At 31.2% G+C, this 23,470-nt stretch carries 22 protein-coding genes; 16 read left to right on the plus strand and 6 right to left on the minus strand.

From position 1 onward, the window contains the following. Window positions 1–116: 116 nt before the first annotated feature. The 7 genes from NNL09_RS24855 (at window position 117) to NNL09_RS24885 (ending at window position 8,082) form a co-directional block, all read left to right on the plus strand. Window positions 117–932 (plus strand): 2,3,4,5-tetrahydropyridine-2,6-dicarboxylate N-succinyltransferase, encoded by an 816-nt coding sequence (locus tag NNL09_RS24855; protein WP_025667264.1) that lies wholly within the window; start codon window positions 117–119, stop codon window positions 930–932. A gap of 75 nt (window positions 933–1,007) precedes the next feature. Next, window positions 1,008–2,069, plus strand: coding sequence for a glycosyltransferase family 9 protein (locus tag NNL09_RS24860; RefSeq protein ID WP_196911193.1), 1,062 nt, complete (start codon window positions 1,008–1,010; stop codon window positions 2,067–2,069). A gap of 25 nt (window positions 2,070–2,094) precedes the next feature. Continuing rightward, on the plus strand, window positions 2,095–2,874 hold the full coding sequence (locus NNL09_RS24865) for a glycosyltransferase family 2 protein (protein WP_196911286.1): 780 nt from the start codon (window positions 2,095–2,097) through the stop codon (window positions 2,872–2,874). Window positions 2,875–3,028: 154 nt separating this feature from the next. Then, complete coding sequence (locus tag NNL09_RS24870; RefSeq protein WP_196911194.1) at window positions 3,029–5,404, plus strand: TonB-dependent receptor; 2,376 nt, start codon at window positions 3,029–3,031, stop codon at window positions 5,402–5,404. An 11-nt stretch (window positions 5,405–5,415) separates the two neighbouring features. Next, on the plus strand, window positions 5,416–6,285 hold the full coding sequence (locus NNL09_RS24875; protein WP_196911195.1) for a DUF4249 domain-containing protein: 870 nt from the start codon (window positions 5,416–5,418) through the stop codon (window positions 6,283–6,285). Between the two features lie 16 nt (window positions 6,286–6,301). After that, the gene (locus NNL09_RS24880; protein WP_051476124.1) at window positions 6,302–7,339 is read left to right on the plus strand and encodes a sensor histidine kinase; all 1,038 of its coding nucleotides are present in this window, start codon (window positions 6,302–6,304) and stop codon (window positions 7,337–7,339) included. Further along, entirely contained in the window at window positions 7,336–8,082 is a 747-nt protein-coding gene (locus tag NNL09_RS24885) for a LytTR family DNA-binding domain-containing protein (protein ID WP_051476123.1), read from the plus strand. The genes NNL09_RS24880 and NNL09_RS24885 overlap by 4 nt, the downstream gene beginning before the upstream one ends. A 16-nt stretch (window positions 8,083–8,098) precedes the next feature. Here NNL09_RS24885 and NNL09_RS24890 read toward each other — a convergent pair whose 3' ends face one another. From NNL09_RS24890 to NNL09_RS24900, 3 genes are all read right to left on the minus strand, one after another. Next, window positions 8,099–8,878, minus strand: a complete 780-nt coding sequence (locus tag NNL09_RS24890; protein ID WP_196911196.1) for a lipopolysaccharide kinase InaA family protein — start codon at window positions 8,876–8,878, stop codon at window positions 8,099–8,101. 97 nt (window positions 8,879–8,975) lie between these two features. Continuing rightward, window positions 8,976–10,031, minus strand: coding sequence for a glycosyltransferase family 1 protein (locus NNL09_RS24895; protein WP_196911197.1), 1,056 nt, complete (start codon window positions 10,029–10,031; stop codon window positions 8,976–8,978). Between the two features lie 4 nt (window positions 10,032–10,035). Further along, window positions 10,036–10,977, minus strand: a complete 942-nt coding sequence (locus NNL09_RS24900; protein ID WP_196911198.1) for a hypothetical protein — start codon at window positions 10,975–10,977, stop codon at window positions 10,036–10,038. A gap of 108 nt (window positions 10,978–11,085) precedes the next feature. Between NNL09_RS24900 and NNL09_RS24905 the strand changes: the two genes are divergently transcribed. Together NNL09_RS24905 and NNL09_RS24910 are read left to right on the plus strand one after the other, a co-directional pair. Next, window positions 11,086–11,748 carry a class I SAM-dependent methyltransferase gene (locus NNL09_RS24905; RefSeq protein WP_025667254.1) on the plus strand — a complete coding sequence of 221 codons (663 nt, stop codon included), beginning with the start codon at window positions 11,086–11,088 and terminating at the stop codon, window positions 11,746–11,748. Between the two features lie 180 nt (window positions 11,749–11,928). Then, window positions 11,929–12,570, plus strand: coding sequence for a class I SAM-dependent methyltransferase (locus tag NNL09_RS24910; protein ID WP_025667253.1), 642 nt, complete (start codon window positions 11,929–11,931; stop codon window positions 12,568–12,570). 170 nt (window positions 12,571–12,740) lie between these two features. Here the strand turns inward: NNL09_RS24910 and NNL09_RS24915 are convergent, their stop codons facing one another. Next, entirely contained in the window at window positions 12,741–13,691 is a 951-nt protein-coding gene (locus tag NNL09_RS24915; RefSeq protein ID WP_196911199.1) for a hypothetical protein, read from the minus strand. Between the two features lie 208 nt (window positions 13,692–13,899). On the opposite strand from NNL09_RS24915, the gene NNL09_RS24920 reads away from it, so the two are divergent. Genes NNL09_RS24920 through NNL09_RS24945 form a run of 6 tightly spaced genes read left to right on the plus strand, consistent with a single transcriptional unit; the run spans window position 13,900 to window position 19,429 of the window. Next, complete coding sequence (locus tag NNL09_RS24920) at window positions 13,900–14,469, plus strand: L-threonylcarbamoyladenylate synthase (protein ID WP_025667251.1); 570 nt, start codon at window positions 13,900–13,902, stop codon at window positions 14,467–14,469. A 7-nt stretch (window positions 14,470–14,476) separates the two neighbouring features. Then, window positions 14,477–15,901: a CCA tRNA nucleotidyltransferase gene (locus tag NNL09_RS24925; protein WP_035096595.1), complete on the plus strand. Its 1,425-nt coding sequence runs from the start codon at window positions 14,477–14,479 to the stop codon at window positions 15,899–15,901. A 35-nt stretch (window positions 15,902–15,936) separates the two neighbouring features. Beyond that, on the plus strand, window positions 15,937–16,953 hold the full coding sequence (locus NNL09_RS24930) for a COX15/CtaA family protein (RefSeq protein ID WP_196911200.1): 1,017 nt from the start codon (window positions 15,937–15,939) through the stop codon (window positions 16,951–16,953). A 42-nt stretch (window positions 16,954–16,995) separates the two neighbouring features. Continuing rightward, the gene (locus tag NNL09_RS24935; RefSeq protein WP_025667248.1) at window positions 16,996–17,514 is read left to right on the plus strand and encodes a hypothetical protein; all 519 of its coding nucleotides are present in this window, start codon (window positions 16,996–16,998) and stop codon (window positions 17,512–17,514) included. Between the two features lie 54 nt (window positions 17,515–17,568). Continuing rightward, window positions 17,569–18,627, plus strand: coding sequence for a nucleoid-associated protein (locus tag NNL09_RS24940; RefSeq protein ID WP_025667247.1), 1,059 nt, complete (start codon window positions 17,569–17,571; stop codon window positions 18,625–18,627). 28 nt (window positions 18,628–18,655) lie between these two features. Next, entirely contained in the window at window positions 18,656–19,429 is a 774-nt protein-coding gene (locus tag NNL09_RS24945; protein ID WP_025667246.1) for a sulfite exporter TauE/SafE family protein, read from the plus strand. A 339-nt stretch (window positions 19,430–19,768) separates the two neighbouring features. Here the strand turns inward: NNL09_RS24945 and NNL09_RS24950 are convergent, their stop codons facing one another. Continuing rightward, on the minus strand, window positions 19,769–20,644 hold the full coding sequence (locus tag NNL09_RS24950) for a hypothetical protein (RefSeq protein WP_196911201.1): 876 nt from the start codon (window positions 20,642–20,644) through the stop codon (window positions 19,769–19,771). Between the two features lie 414 nt (window positions 20,645–21,058). On the opposite strand from NNL09_RS24950, the gene NNL09_RS24955 reads away from it, so the two are divergent. Then, on the plus strand, window positions 21,059–21,982 hold the full coding sequence (locus tag NNL09_RS24955) for a tail fiber protein (RefSeq protein WP_231389234.1): 924 nt from the start codon (window positions 21,059–21,061) through the stop codon (window positions 21,980–21,982). A 153-nt stretch (window positions 21,983–22,135) separates the two neighbouring features. Here NNL09_RS24955 and NNL09_RS24960 read toward each other — a convergent pair whose 3' ends face one another. After that, the gene (locus NNL09_RS24960) at window positions 22,136–23,200 is read right to left on the minus strand and encodes a hypothetical protein (protein WP_196911202.1); all 1,065 of its coding nucleotides are present in this window, start codon (window positions 23,198–23,200) and stop codon (window positions 22,136–22,138) included. Window positions 23,201–23,470 lie beyond the last annotated feature (270 nt).

The following is a 23,470-nucleotide window of genomic DNA, read 5'->3' on the forward strand; positions in this document are numbered from 1 at the left end:
TGCAAAAATATAATATTATTACAAAACGACACTTATTTATTAATGGTTTCCTAAAATATCTATAATAGATACTTTTTTCAAAGGAAGCTGTTATCTTTACCAAAATTTTTTATTCGATGAACCAACTAAAAGAAACCATAGAAAAAGCCTGGGAAAACAGAGAGCTTTTAAAAGAATCAAATACGCAAAGTGCAATACGTGAAATAATTAACTTATTGGACTCTGGAAAACTTAGAGTTGCAGAACCTGTAGAAGGTGGCTGGCAAGTAAATGAATGGGTAAAAAAAGGAGTAGTACTATATTTTCCTATTCAAAAAATGGAAACTCTAGAAGCCGGAATTTTTGAATATCACGATAAAATTCCATTAAAAAAAGGATATGAAGCCAAAGGAATTCGTGTAGTTCCTAATGCTGTTGCACGTCACGGTGCTTACATCTCTCCTGGCACTATCTTAATGCCTAGCTATGTAAATATAGGAGCCTATGTAGATCAAGGAACTATGGTAGATACATGGGCAACTGTGGGTAGCTGTGCTCAAATAGGAAAAAATGTTCATCTTAGTGGTGGTGTTGGCATTGGTGGTGTTTTAGAGCCATTACAGGCTGCTCCTGTAATTATAGAGGACAATGCATTTATAGGATCCAGATGTATTGTAGTTGAAGGAGTTCGAGTAGAAAAAGAAGCTGTGTTAGGTGCTAATGTAGTATTAACAGCGTCTACCAAGATCATTGATGTTACAGGAAATACTCCTGTAGAAAGAAAAGGAATTGTTCCTGCTGGATCTGTTGTAATCCCAGGAAGTTATACAAAGAAATTTGCTGCTGGAGAATTTAATGTACCTTGCGCTTTAATTATTGGAAAACGTAAGGAAAGTACAGACAAGAAAACTTCACTTAATGATGCTCTTCGTGAATATGATGTAGCCGTATAGTGTAAAGCATATAGAAAGAAACTTGAGCTTGTCTTCTCTTTTTAAGACAAGCTCAATTATTTTGATCAATAGCATATGAAGATTTTGGTTATTCAACAAAAGATGATTGGTGATGTGCTCACAAGTACTATTATTTGTGAAGCATTACGAAAAGAACACCCTAATGCTACTATTGATTTTTTGGTGAACTCTAATACTAAATCTGTCATAACAGAAAATCCATTTTTTGATCATATCATAGAGTTTAAAAATGAATTTCAAAATGACAAAAGGGCTTTTTACACTTTTTTAAAAGAAATACGAAAGTCCAAATATGATCATGTAATCGATGTATATGGGAAATTAGAAAGCAATCTTATCACTTTATTTTCTGGTGCTTCAAAAAGAGTATCTTTCTATAAATGGTACACTCAGTTTTTGTATACCAAAACCATTAAAAGAAATCTTGTTCCTATTACAAATGCTAGTATAGCCATTGAAAACAGATTACGTTTGGTTTTTCCTGAAAACAGAATTACTTCTGAGATTACGAGACCAAAAATATTTTTAACTAAAGAAGAAAAAGAAAAAGCTCGTGAGTTTTTAGAATCTAATGGAATTGTTACCAAGACGCCATTAATAATGATTAGTGTTTTGGGTAGTGAAATGAGAAAAACACTTCCTTTCGAATATATGGCTGAAACTATAGATGCAGTTGTTAAGAATACAGGGGCAAATATTCTTTTTAATTATATCCCAAATCAAGAAAAAGATGCCCGCACAATCTACAACCATACCATGCCTAAAACACAGAGGCATATTCATTTTGATGTATTCGCCAAAAGTTTACGAGGATTCCTTGCAATTCTCTCTCATTGTGATGCATTAATAGGCAACGAAGGAGGAGCTGTAAATATGGCCAAAGCACTTGACATACCTACTTTTACTATTTTTTCTCCCTGGATTCATAAAAAACATTGGAATATGTTTGAGGATGGAGAAAGGCAAACATCGGTTCACTTATCTGATTATATGCCTGAATTATTTTTAGACAAAAACACTAAAGAACTCAAAAAGAAGTCCTTAGAACTTTACCCTTATTTCAAAACAGAATTGTTCATTAATCAATTATATATTTTTTTAAGTAAAAACTTGTAATTTGCATTTTTAAAACTAAACTATCATAGAAAAAGACGTTTTACATAGAGAAAAAATTACAGCTATAGTCCCATGCTATAATGAAGAACACAATATCAAAGATGTATTAGAATCAGTTTCATTTGCTGATGAAATTATGGTTGTTGATTCTTTTAGCACAGATAAAACGGTCGAAATCGCAAGAGAATATACAGATTTCATTATCCAAAGAAAATTTGATTATCCTTCATTTCAAAAAAATTGGGCTATTCCTCAAGCTACGCACCAATGGATATTATTAGTTGATGCAGACGAAAGAGTAACCCCTGAGCTTAAAAATGAAGTCTTGGAGGTATTAAAAGATCCCGGAAAAGATAATTATGTAGCATACTGGATAAAGCGAATGAATCATTTTATGGGAGAAAGAATACACTATAGTGGCTGGCGAAATGATAAAGTTATTCGCCTATTTCATAGAGATAAATGTAAGTATGATAACAGGCATGTACATGAAGAAATTGTTACTCCGGGTAAAATAGGGATATTAAAAAACAAATTTTACCACAATACATATACTACTTTTGACGCTTATATCAGTAAATTAAATAGATATGCTTCTTGGCAAGCAGAAGATTATGACAAAAAAACAAAACGATTAACACCATATCATTTTGTTATAAAACCACTTTGGGCATTTTTTAAACATTATATTATACAAAGTGGATTTAGAGATGGTGTTCCTGGTTTAGTTATAGGTTATGTTCAGGCATATGCAGTTTTTATGAGATATGTAAAGCTTTGGTTATTTAGAAAAAATCGAAAATAACATGTAAAGGTTTCTATATTTTTTCTCAGAGAAAAATTCTTCTTTTTTAAAAAACCAGGCTTATCGGGTTTTTTCGAGGTTCTTCTTTATTTTAGAATACATAGTATACAACAGATATAGTTTTGAATAAAAATTGTTTAAAACTATATCAAATATGAAGAAACAACTTGTATACCTATTTTGTCTATTTTGCCTTGGAAGCTATGCTCAGGAAAAATTTTCAATAAGTGGATATGTAAAAGACAATCTTTCTGGAGAAAAACTACTGGGAGTTAATATTATTATTAATAATACTTACGGAACTACCACAAACGACTATGGTTTTTATTCTATAAATCTAAAAAAAGGCATTCACCAAATTGAAATTAGCTATTTAGGATATAAAACCATTAGTAAAGAGATTAGTATAACTGGCAATCAGAAAATAGACTTCGATCTCTCCGAAGAATTAGCAGAATTAGATGAGATTATAATTTCTTCTAATACAACCCGAAAGAATATCGAGTCGACTGAAATGAGTGTGATATCCTTAAAAGGAGAAACCATCAAAAAACTACCCGCTATACTTGGTGAGCCAGATGTACTAAAATCACTTCAATTATTACCCGGTGTATCCAGTGTTAATGAGGCTTCTTCTGGATTTAATGTAAGAGGTGGCTCTGTTGATCAAAACCTTATACTTCTTGACGAAGCTACTATTTATAATGCCTCTCATCTGTTTGGTTTTTTCTCTGTCTTTAATTCTAATGCTATTAAAAATGCAAAGCTATACAAAGGAGGAATCCCATCAATATATGGAGGTAGATTATCATCGGTACTAGATATTAAACAACGAGAGGGTAACACCAAAGATTTTGGTGGAGAAATAGGAGTTGGTTTAATTTCGGCAAAAGCACTTATAGAAGGGCCAATATTAAAAGGGAATAAAGAAGAAGCTTCTGGAAGCTATATGCTCGCAGGCAGAAGGTCTTATATTGACTTGTTTACTTTTCTTACCGATGATTTTAAAAATAGTTCGCTTTTTTTCTATGACCTCAACCTTAAATCGAATTACAATATTAATGCTAACAACCGTTTATTTTTATCAGGATATTTTGGCAGGGATAAATTCGAGCTAGATAAGTTTTTAGGAACCATATGGGGAAACACATCCGCATCCTTACGCTGGACTAGTATTCTTAACGAAAAACTCTTTTTGCAAACCTCTGCTATCTATAGCAATTACGATTACAACCTTGATAATTTGAGAACAGGATCTGAGTTTAGATGGAAATCCAGTATTACTAACTATAATTTCAAACCAAGGTTATCCTGGTTTATTAATAACAATAATACTCTTAAAACAGGTATCGATATTACATATTATAATTTCAAACCAGGGAAAATATCTCCTTTTAAAGGCTCTACTATTAATGAGGAAGAATTTAGTCAGAAATTTGGTTTAGAAAATGGTATTTATGCCGATTTAAAACAAAAACTTTCTAAAGATTTAAGTTTGCAATATGGAGTACGTTGGTCAAATTTCTCAAGGTTAGGAAAGGGAGACATTCGTGAATATAATACAGGAACTCCTCTTACCTATAACGCAGAACAAGACATTTATGAAGAAAATGAAGTTACACAGATCACAAATTATAGCTCTGGAAAACGCATTAAAACATTTAATGGTTTTGAACCTAGAATTTCTATTAGATACCTTTTAAACGAATCTAATTCTTTAAAACTAAGTTATAATAAAATGTATCAATATTTACATCTTATTTCTAATACTACTTCTCCTACTCCTCTAGATGTATGGTCGCCCAGTGGCCCGTATTTATCACCACAATCAGCAGATCAGCTCGCACTTGGATATTTTAAATCTTTTAAAAAAGGGAAATATGATCTAAGCCTTGAAACTTATTATAAAAAACTAAAAGATGTAACCGATTTTATTGACGGAGCAGATCTTTTATTTACTGAAGAAATAGAAACTCAGGTCGTACAAGGAAAAGGAAGAGCATACGGACTGGAAGTACAACTTAATAAAAACGAAGGCAAGCTTACGGGATGGTTGAGCTATACCCTCGCTCGCTCTGAAAACAAAGTACTGGGTATTAATAACAACAAATATTACCCCAGCAATAGTGATCAATTACACGAACTAAACCTGGTAGGTTTTTATAAACTTAATAATAGGTGGGATTTTGGAGTAAACTTCATTTTTGGCTCAGGAAGGCCCGTTACTTACCCTACAGGACGATATACACAAAGTGGACTAGTGGTAGCCGATTATAACAATAGAAATGGCAATCGATTACCTACATATCACAGATTAGATATTTCTGCAACATTAAATCCAAAAAAAGGTAAAAAAGGAAAATGGGTTTTCAGTATTGTTAATGTGTATAACAGGCAAAATGCAGCCTCGATCTATTTCAATGAAATTGGCGAAACTAACAACGTAGAGATAGCTACGGGAATGACACAAGCAACCAAATTATCATTCTTTGGGATCGTACCTAGTATATCATACGAATTCAAATTTTAAAAATTATTAGCATGAAAAATATAATCACCATACTGTTTACGTTATTAATTATAATCGTTTCTTCTTGTGAAACAGATGTTACCAACGATATCTCTCTAGTCGAAACACCACCTCAACTAGTAATTGATGGAGGTTTAGAACGAAATATCAAGGCTTCCGTTACCACACAACAAATAAGATTACTAACCACAGCACCCTTTTTATCTAATAAAGATTTTCCTTTTATTAGTGATGCTCAGGTTACTATATCTAACAGTGCAAATTCCTGGATTTTTGAACATACAAACAATGGATTTTATGAAAACTCAGACATAGTCCTGGAAATCGGAAATACCTATACTATCACAATCTTATGGAAAGGAGAAACATACCAAGGAACAGATACGCTACAGGAAGAAGTACCCAAATTCGATAAGTTTTATTTTGAGTTTGAAGAAGAAACCGTTTTTGCAGACGAAGGATACTATATAAAGTTTGATACAACCGACCCTATTAATGTTCAAAATTTTTACCATTACAAACTCTTCAAAAATAATGAGTTCGTCACCGTTCCCGACCCGGGGAATAGCCAAGTATTAGTCGTATCTGATGAATTTTTTGATGGAAAACAACGTATTGGGGTTAAACCTAACGAAGATATCTTTTTTGAAATTGGAGATATTGCAACCGCTCAGCAATTATCAATATCAGAGCCTTATTTTGATTACCTTAAAGAATTATTTACTCAAACCGGAAACTTAGGAAATCCAATAGTTGGTAATCCTCCTCCGGCATCAATACGAGGAAATTTGATAAATTTAGACAATAGTAGCAATCGCGCCCTTGGGTATTTTTATGTAGTAGATGTAGAAGAAGATACTGTAACCATTACTGAAAACTAAAATAAAATAGTATACATTGAAAAGTAACAGAATATATTTTTATCTACTTATCATTCTTTTGTTGAATGCTCTTCATCTTATTAGTGAAATCTATACCGATGGTTTAGAAGAAGGTATCATTGAAACCTTAATTCTGTTACCAGTTAGTTTTCTTTTTACTTTATTTGTCTTTTGGTCAAGATTGTATATCAAAAACACTATTGCAAACAAAATTATAACAGGTAAAAACAAAATACACTTTTTAAGCTTCTGGGCTATAGTTATTACAATCAAAACCCTAGTATTAACTTTCGTTTTAAAAGGATTCAGCACTTACTTTTTTAATGATGATGAAGACCCCGAACCTTTCTTTGATTTAGCTTTTTGGGCAGTATTACTTGCCTGTTTCTCTATAATCGTATTTGTATATTTTATAGAGATCTTTCTTGAGTCTCAAAAAGAAAAACAAGATATTAAAGTAAAACTAACCCAGTACCAAAGTGAAAAATCTATAGCTCAATATTTGGCCTTAAAGAAACAATTAAACCCCCACTTTCTTTTTAATAGTTTTAATAGTCTTTTGGGTTTAATTAGTATTGACAGCAAAAAGGCTGAATATTTTTTACAAGAACTATCTAATATCTACAGGTATAATTTAACCCAAAGTGAAGAAGTTGTAGTAACATTAAGGAAAGAGCTTAAACTAATATACTCCTACATGTCTTTACAAAAAATAAGGTTTGGAGAACACATAACTCTTGAAGATCATATCGAAGAAGCTAAACTTAATTTTTTACTACCTCCTATGACTTTAGAGTTGTTATTGGAGAATGCCATAAAACATAATATCATCGAGAGTAATAAACCGCTAAAAATATCTATCATAAGTGAAGGGAATAGTATTAAAGTAATGAACAACTTTCAACCTAAGAATCATCATTACGAAAAGTCATTAGGAATAGGGTTAAAAAATCTAATCAATCAATATAAAATGCTGCATCCAGAAATTCCGCATTTTAAAATAATCAATGGTAATTATATTGCTTATATTCCTTTAATAGAGCCTGAATTATGATAAAAAGTATTATTATAGAAGACGAAAGTATTGCTGCCATTAGGTTACAGAACTTAATTCAAGAAGTTAATGAGCAAATTATAATCACAAAAGTACTTTCTTCTGTAAACGAATCTATACAATATCTATCTACAGAAAATCCCGATCTCATTTTTTTAGATATTAATTTATCCGACGGGTATTCTTTCGAAATTTTTAAAATACTAGATATTAATGTTCCTATAATATTTACAACCGCATACTCTGAATATGCTATCAAAGCTTTTGAACAAAATAGCATTGATTATCTTTTAAAGCCAGTTACCAAAGAAACACTACAACGTAGTATAAATAAGTTTTTTTCACTTAACAAAAAGCAGCTTCCGGCATATAAAGATTTGTTTTTGCATACCGGACAAGAATACAAAAAAAGGTTTTTAGTAAAGATGAACACCAGTTTAAAAACTATAGACATCAATCAGGTTGCCTATTTTTATACAGACGAAAAATTAACTTTTATTAAACTATGGGATGGTAAGAAAATACCAATTGATTTTTCATTAAAAAAACTAGAACAAGAGTTAAATCCTTTGGATTACTTCAGAATAAACAGAAAATACATTGTTCATTTAAAATCTATTGGAGAAATGTATTACTCTTCTAAGTCGAGGATAAAAATAGCTTTAAAACCAGCATCGCACGAAACTAATATATTTGTTGCTATTGAAAAACTAGGGAAATTTAAAAAATGGCTTTCGCTTTAATCATAACTGTTCATTTTTAATCTTCCCGATATTTTTTCTTCCAGAAAAAGATTTTTCTTTTTAACGCTATTTTATCATGATATTTCTTTTGAAATGCTTCAGTAAGTTCCCACATGTTTTGATATAGCATTGATTCATCCTCACCAGTTAACTTGGCATATTCATTAGACATAATTGCAACCATTTCCTTTTTGGGCGTTAATCTCGAAAAATTACGGATTCTGGTTTCTATATCCAAATCCCTAAACTCCATCCTATTAAGATCTACCAAATAAAAATCATACCCAGAGCTTGTTTTTACAATCAATGTATTCCCGGGAGAATGATCTAAAAACAGGATTCCCTTTTCATGAAGATCATACGTAAATCTTGTAAAAGCTCGTAAAATAGCTTCATGATCTGGATAATCTGGCTCATGTACTAATTCGCGATACGTAAGGTCATAATTGAGCAATTCACTAACATAATAGCTTTTTCTAAATAAAAAAAAGGTAGTATACAAATCATAGGCTAATGGGAATGGAGTTTTTATTCCCAGTTCTAACAACCTATTTGCATAATTATAAGACCTTTCTGCTTTTGATTTTCTAAAGAATCGATATACAACCTGATTTATAAAATTAGGAACCTTGAATGATTTGATAGTATATTTTTTACCTTCAATCTCTACAATTTTTATAACATTGCGTTCTGCATCTCCCAATATCTCATGATAATCATCAAAATGCGCTATTGTCTTCTGCACTTCGGTTTCAACTGATTTGTATTTTGGGTGTATGATAAATTTACGTTGCATTCTTTATGTATAATAATCTAAACAAAAGTAACTTTTTGATACGGTTCCTCGGTAATTAGTATTTCGGGATAAGACAAACTTATACACTTAGTATAAATTACATTAAGGATTTGTATATTTCATTGTATTCTAATGCTGCTGTTTGCCAACTAAATTTTTCTAATTGGGTTTTAATTTTTTCTTCCATTATAAGTCTATTAGACTCAAAATAGGTGATTTTTGTTAAAAATACATCAGCCATATATTCAGGTCCTAATTCTTCCCAATAAAAACATGCTTCACCTCCTATTTCGGGTAGTGACGTTTTATTATAAAGAAAAATAGGTTTATTAAAGTTTAATGCTTCAACTACTGGTAATCCAAATCCTTCTCTTGAAGAAGGAAACACAAAAGCAAAACAATTAGAAAACAGCTTAACTTTTGTTTCTTCGGATACAATACCTTTCAAAAAAACTCTATCTTCAAGCTTATTTTCTTTAATTACATTTTTTAAATGTAAAACATAATCACTACTACCTTTTCCTGCAAGAATAAGTTTAAATTTTTCTGGAATGTGATTCATCATTAAAATAAGCTTCTCCAGGTTTTTATAGGGTCTCATTTCCGTAATACAAAAAAGATAATCATCTGTGCTCTTTTCAGGATCAACTAACGAGGTTTCTTTTAAAGAATTACCATTATAGATTACTTTTTGTGTTTTTGATGCAGTAACATTGAAATGCTTATTCACCTCATCTTTGGTAAAGTGCGATACAAAAACAAGTACTTGTGCTCTATCTATTTTTTTTTGAATAAAATCCTTCGTTTTCTGATCTACTGTATCCTCATACATAAAATTAATATCATGAATCGTTAAAACATATGGGATTTTCTTATTCGAAGGTTCAATTTTACTTAGTTGGTTAGTAGAATGAAATATATAATTACGACCAAAAACACCCAACTGGCGATGTATTGAATAATAGTATTTAACAAAAATATTTTTCTGATTAAATATTGATTTATAACCTCCTTTTTTGGGGGTATAAAAAACATAATTCAGATCGGTATCAATAGATGAAAAAGCTTTAGACAAATGATATGAAAATTGTCCAAAGCCTTTATTTAAGTTTTTTAAGTAATGAAAATCTACAAATACTCTTTTATTCTTCACCTTATTATAAATTTAGAATTCTCTTTATCCAATTATCTATCAGGTACTTTTGATAGATTTCATCTGGTATTTCTTCATATTCATTTTCAAAAAAAGATTTAGGAATTTGAATATCGTTTTTATCTATGATTAAGATATTATTTGGGTTATAAAAATCATAGCTAGCAATAGCTGCATTGGTAGTTATTAGTTTTTTGTTGTTTCCTAAACTTTCAAAAACTCTAAACGATAGTCCATCTTGTCCTTCTCTATGAATATCTAACAATACATTAGAATGAGCTACTAACTCATTAACCTCTTTCATATTTATTCGTTCTGTAACGTACTCTACACTACTTTTAGATTCGATTTTCTTTTTACCGAAACTAACAATTTTATAGGAAACCCCTAACTCATCTAATTGTAATGCAATATTATCTATAACTTTAGATCGTTTACTAAACGTACTTATATTAAAAACCTCTTGTTCTATCGATAGGTTATTTTTGTTTTCTTTAAAAATATAATTTGTTGCAAATTTAAAATTATGGTTTTTTGAATCATTGGGCTCAAAAGTATATACCTCATTAAAAAAAGGTGCTACTAGTAATATTTTTGGTATTCTTTCTATATTATCATTAAAAAATGCTGTCAAATCCTCTGTAAATGAACTTATATTTTTAATAATCTGAGGCAGTAAAAAATTAGCGTTAAGCATTAGGATTTTATCTTGTTTCCCTATTTCATTTAATCGCTTAAGGATTTCTTTATTTAAGTGATTCTTTTTTATATCATACTTAAAAAAAGTTTTCCCAATAAAATTAAAAATTCGATGAAAAACTGTAGGATACTGATACCTAAAAGTGTGAAAGTTTATATGATTAACTTCATATCCCTGCTTTTTTAGACTCTTGGCAATTTCATCGTTAATCCCCAAAACATCTAGACTAATCAGTGTTATTTTCATGTTTAAAATAATAATAGAGACAAACTTACTAAAACTAAAGAATCATATTGCTAAAAAAGTAATTTTTAAAATCAATACATTTGTCAGCATTATATTAAAATTATTATAATGAATTATCTATTTATCATTTTACTTATTGTGCTATTAGGGATTGCATTTCCTAAAATCCTCAAACTTATTAAGCATAAATCATTATATCCTTTTATGCCCTATAAATATAATTTTAGAAGAAGACGCATAACTTTTTCTAAAACATTACAGCTTTTAAATGAACGAAATGCAAAAATATTGGTAGAGACGGGAACTTCGAGAAACGGTCTTAAAGCGACTAAAACTGATGGCGGAGCAACAATCGTTTTTGGTAAATGGGCAAAAGAAAATAATGCAAAATTGCATTCTGTAGATATTAGCAAAGATTCTGTACAAGGGGCTCAGGAAGCAGTACAAGAAGAAAACTTACAAGATAGTACAACAGTATATCTAGGAGATTCTCTAGATTTCTTAAAGAATTTCAACGAATCTATCGACTTTTTATACTTAGACAGCTATGATTATTCAAAAACCGATATAGAGATTCAAAAGAAAAGTCAGGAACATCACTTACAAGAATTTATCCTGGCCGAAGATAAATTACATGATAAATCTATCGTTTTAATAGATGATTGCAGACTTCCCGGAGGTGGTAAAGGAAAAACAGTTGTAGAGTATATGCTAAAAAAAGATTGGGAGATTTTAATTAATGCATATCAAATTTTATTAGTAAAAAAATAATCCTGTTTATAAGGTTTTAAAAAATTATTACACTTCAATTACCTAATACTAATTAATGTGATTTTAATATAGATCGATATATTTGCATGATATTTAGTAATTGCATCCTAAAAATAAAGTGATAATTTCTATTCAAAATGTAGTTGCAAAAATTATCATTAACTAAAAAACATTATAATAATGGATTATGACAATAAACCCGAGGGGTACTACAATAATATCAGAAATGAAATGTTTTCTTTTTTTCCAAAAGAAGCAAAAACAGTATTAGATGTTGGTTGTGGAGAAGGTACTTTTGCTGCTTTTATTAAAGAAAAACACAATACTGAAACCTGGGGTATTGAATTGATGCCAGAGCATGGAAAAAAGGCCGAAAAAGTGCTCGACAAAGTTTTTATTGGTGAATGTGAAAAATTTATTGATGAACTACCAGATAATCATTTTGACGCTATCTATTTTAACGATGTTTTAGAACATCTTGTAGATCCATATTGGGTATTAGAAAAAATAAAAAACAAACTATCACAAAACGGTGTCATTATAAGCTCGATACCTAATATGAGATACCATAGTGCTTTAAAAAATCTGGTGCTTAAAAAGAATTGGGAATATGAAGAACACGGTATAATGGATAAAACACACTTGCGATTCTTTACTGGTAAGAGTATTGCAAATATGTATACGAGATTAGGATATAAAATAGTACTTCATAAAGGTATTAATAAAACAAAATCTATTAAGCCATTTCTATATAATATTCCTTTTCTATTTACAGCAATGGATATGAGATATCTGCAGTATGCTACTGTTGTTAAAAAGTAAGATCTAAGAAAGAGATGAATAATCTGCTTTCTTTGGATAATAAGAATATTAAATTAACATATCACTTACTCCAAAATACAGAAGGCATTTTATATACAAATTAACAAAGGGTTCCAATATTGGAACCCTTTGTTTTTTTTAAATTCTATCTAATTTTAGCGTTTATCAAACTACCAATTAATTCGATCTCTCCATCGGTTACGTTCTACATCGCCATACATCTTCTCTGTTATGGTTCCGCTTACATTAATATCCCAATGAGCACCAGCTATTGGTCCCGGAGCAGTGACAGAATTAAGAAGTAATGTTTGATGGGTAGCACAAGAGGATGAAAATACAACAGAACGATTATTAACATCACTTGGATGAGGTGAAACCGGACCATTATGATTTCTTAAAAAAGAGTTATTACTTAAATTAATTGAAATTTCTCTTCTTTCCCCAGAAAGTCTCCATCTTCTACGTTTAGGGTTATATTCTAATTTTACTCGTAAGAATATTCTATAGGTATCTACCCGGAAAGGTCCTCCTGTATTTAAATGTTCTGCATAAACTTCATGCACATATTTAAAAGCTCGAGGAGAAGTTCCTTGAACGTTACCCGAACCGCAATTCTCAACATATCTTTGCTTTCTAAATTCATATTGATTATCCACAACAACTGTTTTTGCACCATCTATTCCTGTCTCATTACTAGGCACTCCTTTCGGATTAACTCGAGTGTAGGATACAGAACCAACTTCTTTAAGGTTTTCTATATTAGATTTTTGATTAGCAATTTCTCCTTCGTCAAGTTCATAAAATTTGCCAGCATTAAACCAAACGATTTTTCCACCCAATTCAAACTCATTATCATTATTTAAAATCCCTTGAATTGCAGGTGAAACCTCTAGGTCTCTATCAAATGAGAAAAAAGAGTTCATTTCTAACTCTTCCATACCCAATTTTGAAAACTTAGAATAAAGATCATTAAATTCATTCCAATCTTTAAAAGAAAATCTATCCGTTTTTGATTCAATAATCGATTCGACACTTGCCTCTTGTTCAATAGAATTGACATCTCTTTTTTCACAAGAAATGATTACTGTCATTATGAACAGTAAAAAAATGATTTTTTTCATAATATTAAGGTTTTAAGATTATTTTTGCACAAAATAATTTCTGTCATGCATTCAGAATTTGTATAATGGAATTGGCCAATTCATAAATGAATGTTTTCAACAATAAGCATGTTACTGGCAAAAACAATAATTACAACTACTTTAACTTTTCTTACAAAAAAAGTTTTAAAGTAATACCATTTCATAATCATCTATTAATTCAAAACTAATGTCTGATCAAATCATAGAAACCCAAAATGCAATCAATACACTAAAAAAAGGAGGGATTATCCTCTATCCAACCGATACGATTTGGGGTATTGGTTGTGATGCTACTAATGCAGAAGCAGTTGATAAGGTATATGCCCTAAAAAAAAGGGAAGAAAGTAAATCTATGATCTGTTTGGTTAGTGATTTTAAAATGCTACAACAATACATAGAAGAAGTCCCAGAAGTAGCCTATGATATTCTAAAATATGCTACAAAACCTACTACTATTATCTATGACAGACCTCTGCGTGTGGCAGAAAATATTATTGCAGATGATAATACATTAGGTATTCGAGTGATTAGAGATCCTTTTTGCGGAAAACTAATTAGGAAACTTAAACGACCCATCGTTTCAACTTCTGCTAACATTAGTGGTATGCCTGCTCCAAAAAACTTAAAAGAAATACCTGCTGCAATTTTGGAAGGCGTAGACTATGTCGTAAATTTGCCCCTACAAAAAAAAGGAGCTAAACCTTCTTCGATTATTAAAATAGGAGGCGATAGTACCGTAAAAATTATTAGGAAGTAATTGATTCATGTCGGAAATCAAAAATTATAAAGAAGCGTTACAACATCCAATTTTTGATACAATTGCCAAAGCATCAGCACATCTAAAATTAGACAGCTATGTTATCGGCGGATTTGTAAGAGATCACATATTGCAAAGAAAAACTGCCAAAGATATTGATATTGTTGCTATTGGCAGTGGTATAGCATTAGCCAAAGAAGTATCCAAACTTTTACCTGGTAATCCTAAAGTACAGGTTTTTAAAACCTATGGTACAGCAATGCTAAAAACTGAGGATATCGAGGTAGAATTTGTTGGAGCACGAAAAGAATCTTACTCTAAAAATAGTCGCAATCCCACCGTAGAAAACGGAAGTTTAGAAGATGACCAGAATAGACGGGATTTTACAATTAATACTCTTGCTTTACACCTATCACCAGAAAATTACGGAGAAATACTGGATCCTTTTAATGGTTTAGAAGATCTTAAATCAAAAATAATCCGTACTCCTTTAGATCCTGATATTACATATTCTGATGATCCTTTGCGAATGATGAGGGCTATTCGTTTTGCTACACAACTCAATTTCAAAATAGAATCCACCTCGCTAGGGGCTATTGCAAAAAACAAAGACCGAATTAAGATCATTACCAAAGAACGCATTGTTGATGAGTTACATAAAATTATGTTAAGTGATAAACCATCAACTGGTTTTAAATTACTAGAACAAACCGGTCTTTTGAATTATATTTTACCCGAACTTATTGATTTAAAAGGTATAGATGAAGTCGAAGGACAACGACATAAAGATAATTTTTATCACACCCTAGAGGTGGTAGATAATATTGCCCAAAACACAGATGATCTCTGGTTACGCTGGGCAGCTTTACTTCATGATATTGGTAAAGCTCCTACCAAAAAATTTAGCAAAAAAATAGGATGGACTTTTCATGGTCATGAATTTGTGGGTTCAAAAATGGTATTTAAACTCTTTAAGCGTTTAAAAATGCCCTTAAATGAAAAAATGAAGTTTGTTCAAAAAATGGTATTAATGAGCTCCAGGCCTATAGTGATTGCAACAGAAGTTACAGATTCTGCAGTTCGAAGACTGGTGTTTGATGCAGGAGAACATATTGAAGAGCTAATGACACTTTGTGAAGCCGATATTACTACCAAAAACCCGAAACGCTTTAAAAAGTATCACAATAATTTTAAGATTGTAAGACAAAAAATGATTGAAGTTGAAGAGCGAGATCATATTCGCAATTTTCAACCTCCTGTTACCGGAGAAGAGATTATGGATACTTTTAATATCAAACCCTCTCGTGAAATAGGAATCATTAAAGAAGCTATAAAAGAAGCAATTCTAGAAGGTGAAATTCCTAATGAGCATGAAGCAGCTTACGAGTATATGGTAAAGAAAGGTGAAGAATTAGGGCTAAAAAGTAACTAAGATTCTCTATATCAAAAATTTGTATTAGCAAAAAAATGAAAAAAGACAATAAAAAGGTAATATACTGGTTGCTCACAGGCTGCCTATTGATTTTTATTATGGTTGTTGTTGGTGGAATTACCAGACTTACTCATTCTGGGTTATCAATCTCTAATTATAAATTAATTTCAGGCACTATTCCTCCTATGAGTGAAACAGAATGGAATGCTGCATTTGACCTATACAAACAATACCCCGAATATCAAAAGATAAACCATCAATTTACTCTCGAAGATTTTAAAGACATCTATTTCTGGGAGTGGCTGCATAGAGTTATCGGAAGATTTATAGGTATCGTATTTATTATTCCATTCGTATATTTCTTAATCAGAAAGCAACTTACGAGACCCACCATAAAAAAATCTATAATACTTATGTTATTAGGAGGTTTTCAAGGGTTTCTTGGTTGGTTTATGGTAAAAAGTGGATTAATCGACAGGCCCGATGTAAGCCATTATCGTCTTGCAATGCATCTTACTGCAGCATTCATAACCTTTGCATATACATTTTGGGTAGCTCTAGATCTTATATATCCTAACAAAAAGCAAATTGACATTAAATTTAGAAATCTAATCCGATGGGGATTGGCAGTTCTTTTACTTCAAATTATCTATGGCGCTTTTGTTGCAGGATTAGATGCTGGCTTGCTACACAATCATTGGCCATTAATGAATGACGGAACTTTAATTCATGAATCTGTTTATATAGAACAATCTCCTTTAATCAAGAATTTTGTAGAGGGAAAAAGCGGAGTTCAGTTCATACATCGCTATCTGGCTTATATCGTTGTAGGACTTATTGCCTTTATCTGGTATAGAAGTAAAAGAATTAAAAAAAATAATATTCAATCTAATTCATTAAATACATTAGTAATTATCGTATGTATCCAGTTTTTGCTAGGAATATTTACATTAATTTTTAGAGTACCCATAGTATTAGGGATATTACATCAAATTGTTGCTTTTTTCTTATTAGGGGCAATGACTTTTTCATTACACCGTTTTAGTAAATAACAATGCATTTATAGTATCTTTGCATTTTCAAATTAATAAATAATGATATACCGTTTCAGAATTATCCTGGATACAGAAGAAGATGTATTTAGAGATATTGAAATAGAACAAGATGCTACTTTAGAGCAGTTTCATAATGTAATAACCCAATCTTTTGGTTTTGATGGAACAGAAATGGCTTCTTTTTACATTAGTGATGATCAATGGAATCAAGGAGAAGAAATATCATTATTTGATATGAGTGATGGTAATCAACCTGTTAGATTAATGAATGAGACAACTCTTATTGATGTGGCTCATGAGGCTTCTCCCAAGTTAATCTATATCTATGATTTCTTAAGTATGTGGACGTTTTTGGTAGAACTTGCTGAAATTGCTGAATATGAAAACGGAAGAGAATATCCAAATGTAATGTATATTCATGGTCAAATACCTGATCAGGCACCTGATAAAGAGTTTAAAGCAGACGAATTAGACGACTTTAATGAAGAAGGTGAAAATAAAGATTTTATGGATCTTGATGAATATGAAGATTTGGGATTTGATGAGAATTGGAATTAAAATTTAACTATTAATTAAAAAGATCCCGGCTTTCGCTGGGATGACATACATGTCATGATCAACTTATATAGCACTCAAATCGAATCATTATCGGTTCACCGGGTTGGAAACAAGAATAAAAATGAAAATATATTCTTGTCAGAATCACCATATGTCCTTAATGATGAATTAACTGCACTTCTAAAAGAATATTTTTTTAAACCTTTTAGAGAAAAGGAAGAGAATTATTTTCAATTTGCTAATGAAGTAGATATAGAATTTAATCCACTGTTTAAAATTGTAACCGAAATTTTTGAACATCCTTCTTCAGTTCATGAAAAATCTAAAAGAATTGCTTCATTATTGTATGAACAATCACAACATCCACATATTAAAAGTGGCGAGGTATATGTCACTTATTTAGACAATGTGACTATCGATAATGAAAAAGTTGATGCTATAGGTATCTTTAAATCAGAATTAAAACATGATTTCCTTCAGTTTGAAGAAAAAGAAACTGATATCGAATTATTAATCCAACAAGGTGTAAACCTAAATAAGCTTGATAAAGGCTGTTTAATTTTTAACCATAAAAAAGAAGAAGGATATAAAATCCTTTCTATAGATTCTAACCGTTATGATACCAAATATTGGTTAGAGCATTTCTTAGGAGTAGAAGCTTTTGCCGATGAGAATTTTTATACTAAAAAGTATATGAAATTCTGCCAGGATTTTGCAAAAGATGTAGTACTCCCTGCCGAAGATAAAAAAGAAGAAGTGATGTTTATGAATCGTGCTGTAAACCACTTTGCCAAAAATGATGAATTTGAAGAATCTGCATTTTTAAATGATGTGATTGATAATCCTGATTTGATTCCAGAATTTAAGCATTATAAAGTAGAAAAAGCACCAAAATATCAAATCGAGGACCTTACCACCTTTCCTATCGCAAATAATGCAGTAACTGCTGCTCGCAAAAAGATAAAAAATGTCATCAATCTAGATACTAATGTGCAGATAAAGATGGATTTCATCAACCCAGAATCCGCAGAAAAATTTGTAGAAAAAGGATGGGATGAAGAAAAGCAAATGTATTACTATTTGGTATATTTCAATAAAGAACAAAAGACCTAAGAAAGCAAAAAGCTAATAACCATCTATTATGGATTTTATTCTGGTCGGTATTATAGCTTTATTAGGATCGGGATTAACATTTTTTTCTGGTTTTGGGTTAGGTACATTATTGATGCCTGTATTTGCTATATTCTTTCCTATAGATATTGCAATCGCTCTTACAGCAATAGTGCACCTGCTTAACAATTTGTTTAAACTAACTCTTGTTGGTAAAAAAGCCAATTTGCAAACAGTACTGCGTTTTGGGCTACCTGCTATTGTATTTGCCTTTTTTGGAGCATATACATTAGGAAAACTCACCTATATAGATCCTTTATTTAGTTATACTATTGCCAATACCCTATATGAAATCACAGCAGTAAAAATATGTATCGCAATAGTATTAATCTTTTTCTCTCTGTTTGATCTCATTCCAAAATTGAAACGATTAGAGTTTGATATCAAATATTTACCCTGGGGTGGCGCACTAAGTGGCTTTTTTGGAGGATTATCGGGGCATCAAGGAGCATTACGAACAGCTTTTTTAATTCGAGCAAAACTTAGTAAAGAAGCTTTTATAGCTACAGGAGTTATTATTGCTTGCTTTATTGATATCTCGAGACTTACTATATATGCCAAAGACCTTTTACAATTAGGTGATCAACTTAATTATCCTATGCTTATAGTCGCAACATCAATGGCTTTTATTGGAGCTTACATCGGGAATAAATTTCTTAAAAAAATCACCATACATACGATTCAAATAGTGGTAGGAGTTTTATTAATTGTTTTTGCACTACTTCTGGGAATTGGAATTTTGTAACCTGAGTTCGACCAAAGCTAAAATATTATAAAAAGCGTCAATTCGAGCGGTTTTTCAGAATGACCTCTCGACTACGCTCGAGGTGAGGTGGAGAAAAACTGTATCGAGAATAGTTTTTTTGGATAGAAAACCACTATTCTCGACACAATCTTTTTACCTGTACTGAGCTATGTCGAAGTATCAGATCACTAGAATTGATGTGATTTTCTTACGTCAAACTCAGGTTTGTAAATCTGATCTTAGATCAAACGGCATAGGTCTTACGCTTTTTTCGTTTCTTACTCCTGTTCAGAGTACACATTTAAAAAAAGTGTGATTTCATTTTTGTTTCAATCGATGTTAATCAAATGGGTTATCAAAAGTATCTGGTCCTTTCTGATAGAAGAGTACTTCTCCTCCTACTTTTCTATTATCATTCCATACATCCCAATCACAATGAAATTCTATCCCCCTTACTCTTTGTTTAAACCACTTATTTGAAATATAACCAGACGATACCTGAGTTCGAGGTGAAAGAGTTATTTGTCTAATCTCTTTGAAATGATTTCCTTCACCTTCAGTTACACTAAACTTAACCTGTCTGTCATAATCACAGTTTCCAACCTTAAAGCGAAGTCCTCTGCAAGACTTCCTTACAGTCCAATTATTATGTGTATCTGGACCAGCATTCCAATTAAAAGGTGTATAATTAAAGTAATACGCTGTACCTGAATTGGTTGAACTATTAACCCATACTCTTTTCCCTCCTGTAAGGAAGCTATTACATTGCGATAACTGAACAGGAACAGGTGAAGCAGCTCGATTTTTTAATTTTGACATCGTTGATACTGATATTTTTATGGGACTTTTATGATTCTCTATTATTTTTCTAGTAGAGATCAATTTTTGTACATCCTTAAAATCAGGTGAATCCATAAATGCTTTTGGTACTGCAACATGGTCTTCTGTAAGTAATAAAAATCGCTTAAGACAGCCATCGTTCTCGTCAAAATCAATTATTTCATTGTCCATCGAACCTCTTTCTTCGTAATAAAAACCCTCGCCATTAAATTCGAATGTCACCGTATTGTTATTGGGCAGCTGTAATGTTGCCAAGGTTTTCCATCCTAATTCTTCAGTTTCAGGTTCATGCATAATCTCATCGTGATCTGTACAGTTTAACAGGAATAAACACACACCTAGGGGCAAGGTATTTTTAATTAATAATTTTCTCATAGTTTTACCATTGGTAAAGTTTAAAATGTTTGACAACATGATTAATTTTTTAAAATTAAAATCTCCTAAACTTTTATAGACACTCAGGGATATGTCTTTATAATTTTACTATTTGTTTTAAAATAATAATCTAGCTTTCTAATATTTGCCAAACCTAGGGAGCTATCGATATTATATTGTCCTGATTCTTTGAATTTTCAAGAAATAAGGACAGTTTTGTAAAATTTTATAAGGCTCTAGAGTGAGGTTACTACAGTTGCTTGGATAGAAGTTTTAATACTATTTAATTAATCTACTGGCTTCTCTCAACTCTATAAATTCATTAATATCTTGCAATTACAAATTACATTTATGTATATTTGCCCTTGAATTCCTACCCTATTACAAAATCAATATTTATTTAATTTTTAAACTATGAAGAAAAGTATATTTCTATCAGTATCTCTTGTATTGATATCATTCATCAGTACTGCTCAAACCAACACTTTCCCAACTACTGGTAATGTAGGAATTGGAACGACCACTCCAGATCAGGCTCTTGTGGTTAAAGGAAGTATTTCATTTGATTATGGTGACACAAAATCCTATAATGGTTTTCGACGTAATGGTGCTAAAACTGAATACTACAATATAATTACAGGTGTAAATACCAATGTTATTCATGAGTTCACGGGAGCTAATCGAACAATTATGTCTCTTACACAAGGAGGTAATGTAGGGATAGGAACAACTAATCCTCAAGAAAAGTTACATGTAAAAGGAAACCTTTTGATCGATGCCTTTCAAAATGGAGGAGGAGCTAAAGGTGTGTTTTTTAGAGAAGGCTTTTCTACTTCAAACAAATATAATTTATCTATATTAACACATCATGATGGAGACAATACTCCCGATGCTTTAGACATCAACGCTTATGATGGAGTGTATTTCAACACAGGTTCTAATGATAGAAATCCTAGAATGGTTATCTTAGGAGATGGTAATGTAGGAATAGGAACAACAATCCCAGATTCAAAACTTGCAGTAAATGGTAAAATACATGCCAAAGAAGTAAAAGTTGATCTAACCGGTTGGCCTGATTATGTATTCGAAAATAATTACAACTTACCTAGCTTACAAGAAGTAGAACATCATATCGCAGAAGAAGGACACTTACCTAATATCCCATCTGCTTCTGAAGTAGAGAAAAATGGTATTCAACTTGGAGAAATGAATGCTAGACTACTTCAAAAAATCGAGGAACTTACGTTGTATATGATTGCACAAAATAAGAAGACAGAACAGTTACAAAGAGAGATAGAGTTACTCAAACAAAAGAATATAGAATTAGAAAAAAAATAGTGTACTTTTTTTTCTAATAAAACAACCAAAAGGTTTCTGATAGAATATTGGGAACCTTTTTTGTTTCTTTAAGCAGAATAATTCCGCAGAGAGTTATCGAAATAATTAGATAAAGATCAATCTAATTTAAATATACAGTTTATAAGTATAACATCACTCTAATAATCGTCTCATATTCACATTCTCATAATTACGTCGTACAAAATCCATCGCCGTTTTAAGAACTTCACCCATAGATTTACTACGACGAAATTTTAAATCCAAAGTAAAATTATACAGATGTTCTCTAAGTTCTTTCAAGTTTTCTTGGGTAGAGATGCGATCTGCACACATACATTCAAGCAAATTTTCATAACGGGATCTCGATGTTAATACTCGTTTTGCCAAAATAGAACGTTCTTCTTTTTTATATTGTTCGATAGAACTTAGCTGCAACTTATTCATCACAATATCTACCATATCAAAATTCTCTTTAAAAAACTGGGGTTGATATACTTTAAGTTTTCCTTCATAACATTGCTGATCAAAATCAATAGCTCTTATCTTGTATTCTACATGATCAAAATCGTGAATAGGAATAATCACATAGTTATAAGATCTCATATCTCCTAGCAATCGCATTTGGCAACGCTCATTAAATTTCACAAATTCTTTAGCTATCTGTGACTTGGCCTGATCGCTTAAATCAGGTAAAAAATCTTTGATAAATACATCCCCGGGAATCCCGGCAATATGTTCTTCAATAAGTGTATTTTTATACACCAAAAAGTTAATTCTATTTGGTGAAAACATATGCTCTAATTCTAGTCCATAAATACGCGACGCATCAGCTTTTTTCACATAGATATATGTATAGTTATCATTAAGAATATTTCTAACTTTTATTCTAAAAGGCTTTGAGTTTCCAAAAGTACAATAATCTATAGCATCGATATTAAGAAACTCAATAGCATCTTCATTACCATCAGAATGCAGAATTGTATATACTTTTTTAAGGCTGGATTCTATTTCTGGTCGCTCATGTTCTTCATAATACACCCGTACCCATAGCGTATCCTCATCCTTGCTATCATAAACAACTATAGAACCCGAAAACCTAAGTAAATCATCATAAAATACCGGAATCTTAATTTTACGATTACATTCTTTTAAATACGTATCCAGTTTATCGTTGATAGGATACGTTGGTTTTTTCTTCGACATTAATTTTTCGTCCATAGCAGCACTTTTTGTAAAAAAGCAATTTACAAATTTCAGATGTACAAATCACTTTTAAAAAAAATTGCTGAATACCGTTTAACAAACAATAATCCACAATAAAAAACATATACTTACATTCAATAAATAACTATCTACGTCAAAAAAACATACACTTACATTCAACAAATAACTATCTACATCAAAAAAACATACACTTACAATCAACAAATAACTATCTACATCAAAAAAACATACACTTACATTCAACAAATAACTATCTACATCAAA

This window comes from Aquimarina sp. EL_43 (assembly GCF_943422735.1).
Classification (GTDB): Bacteria; Bacteroidota; Bacteroidia; order Flavobacteriales; family Flavobacteriaceae; genus Aquimarina; species Aquimarina megaterium.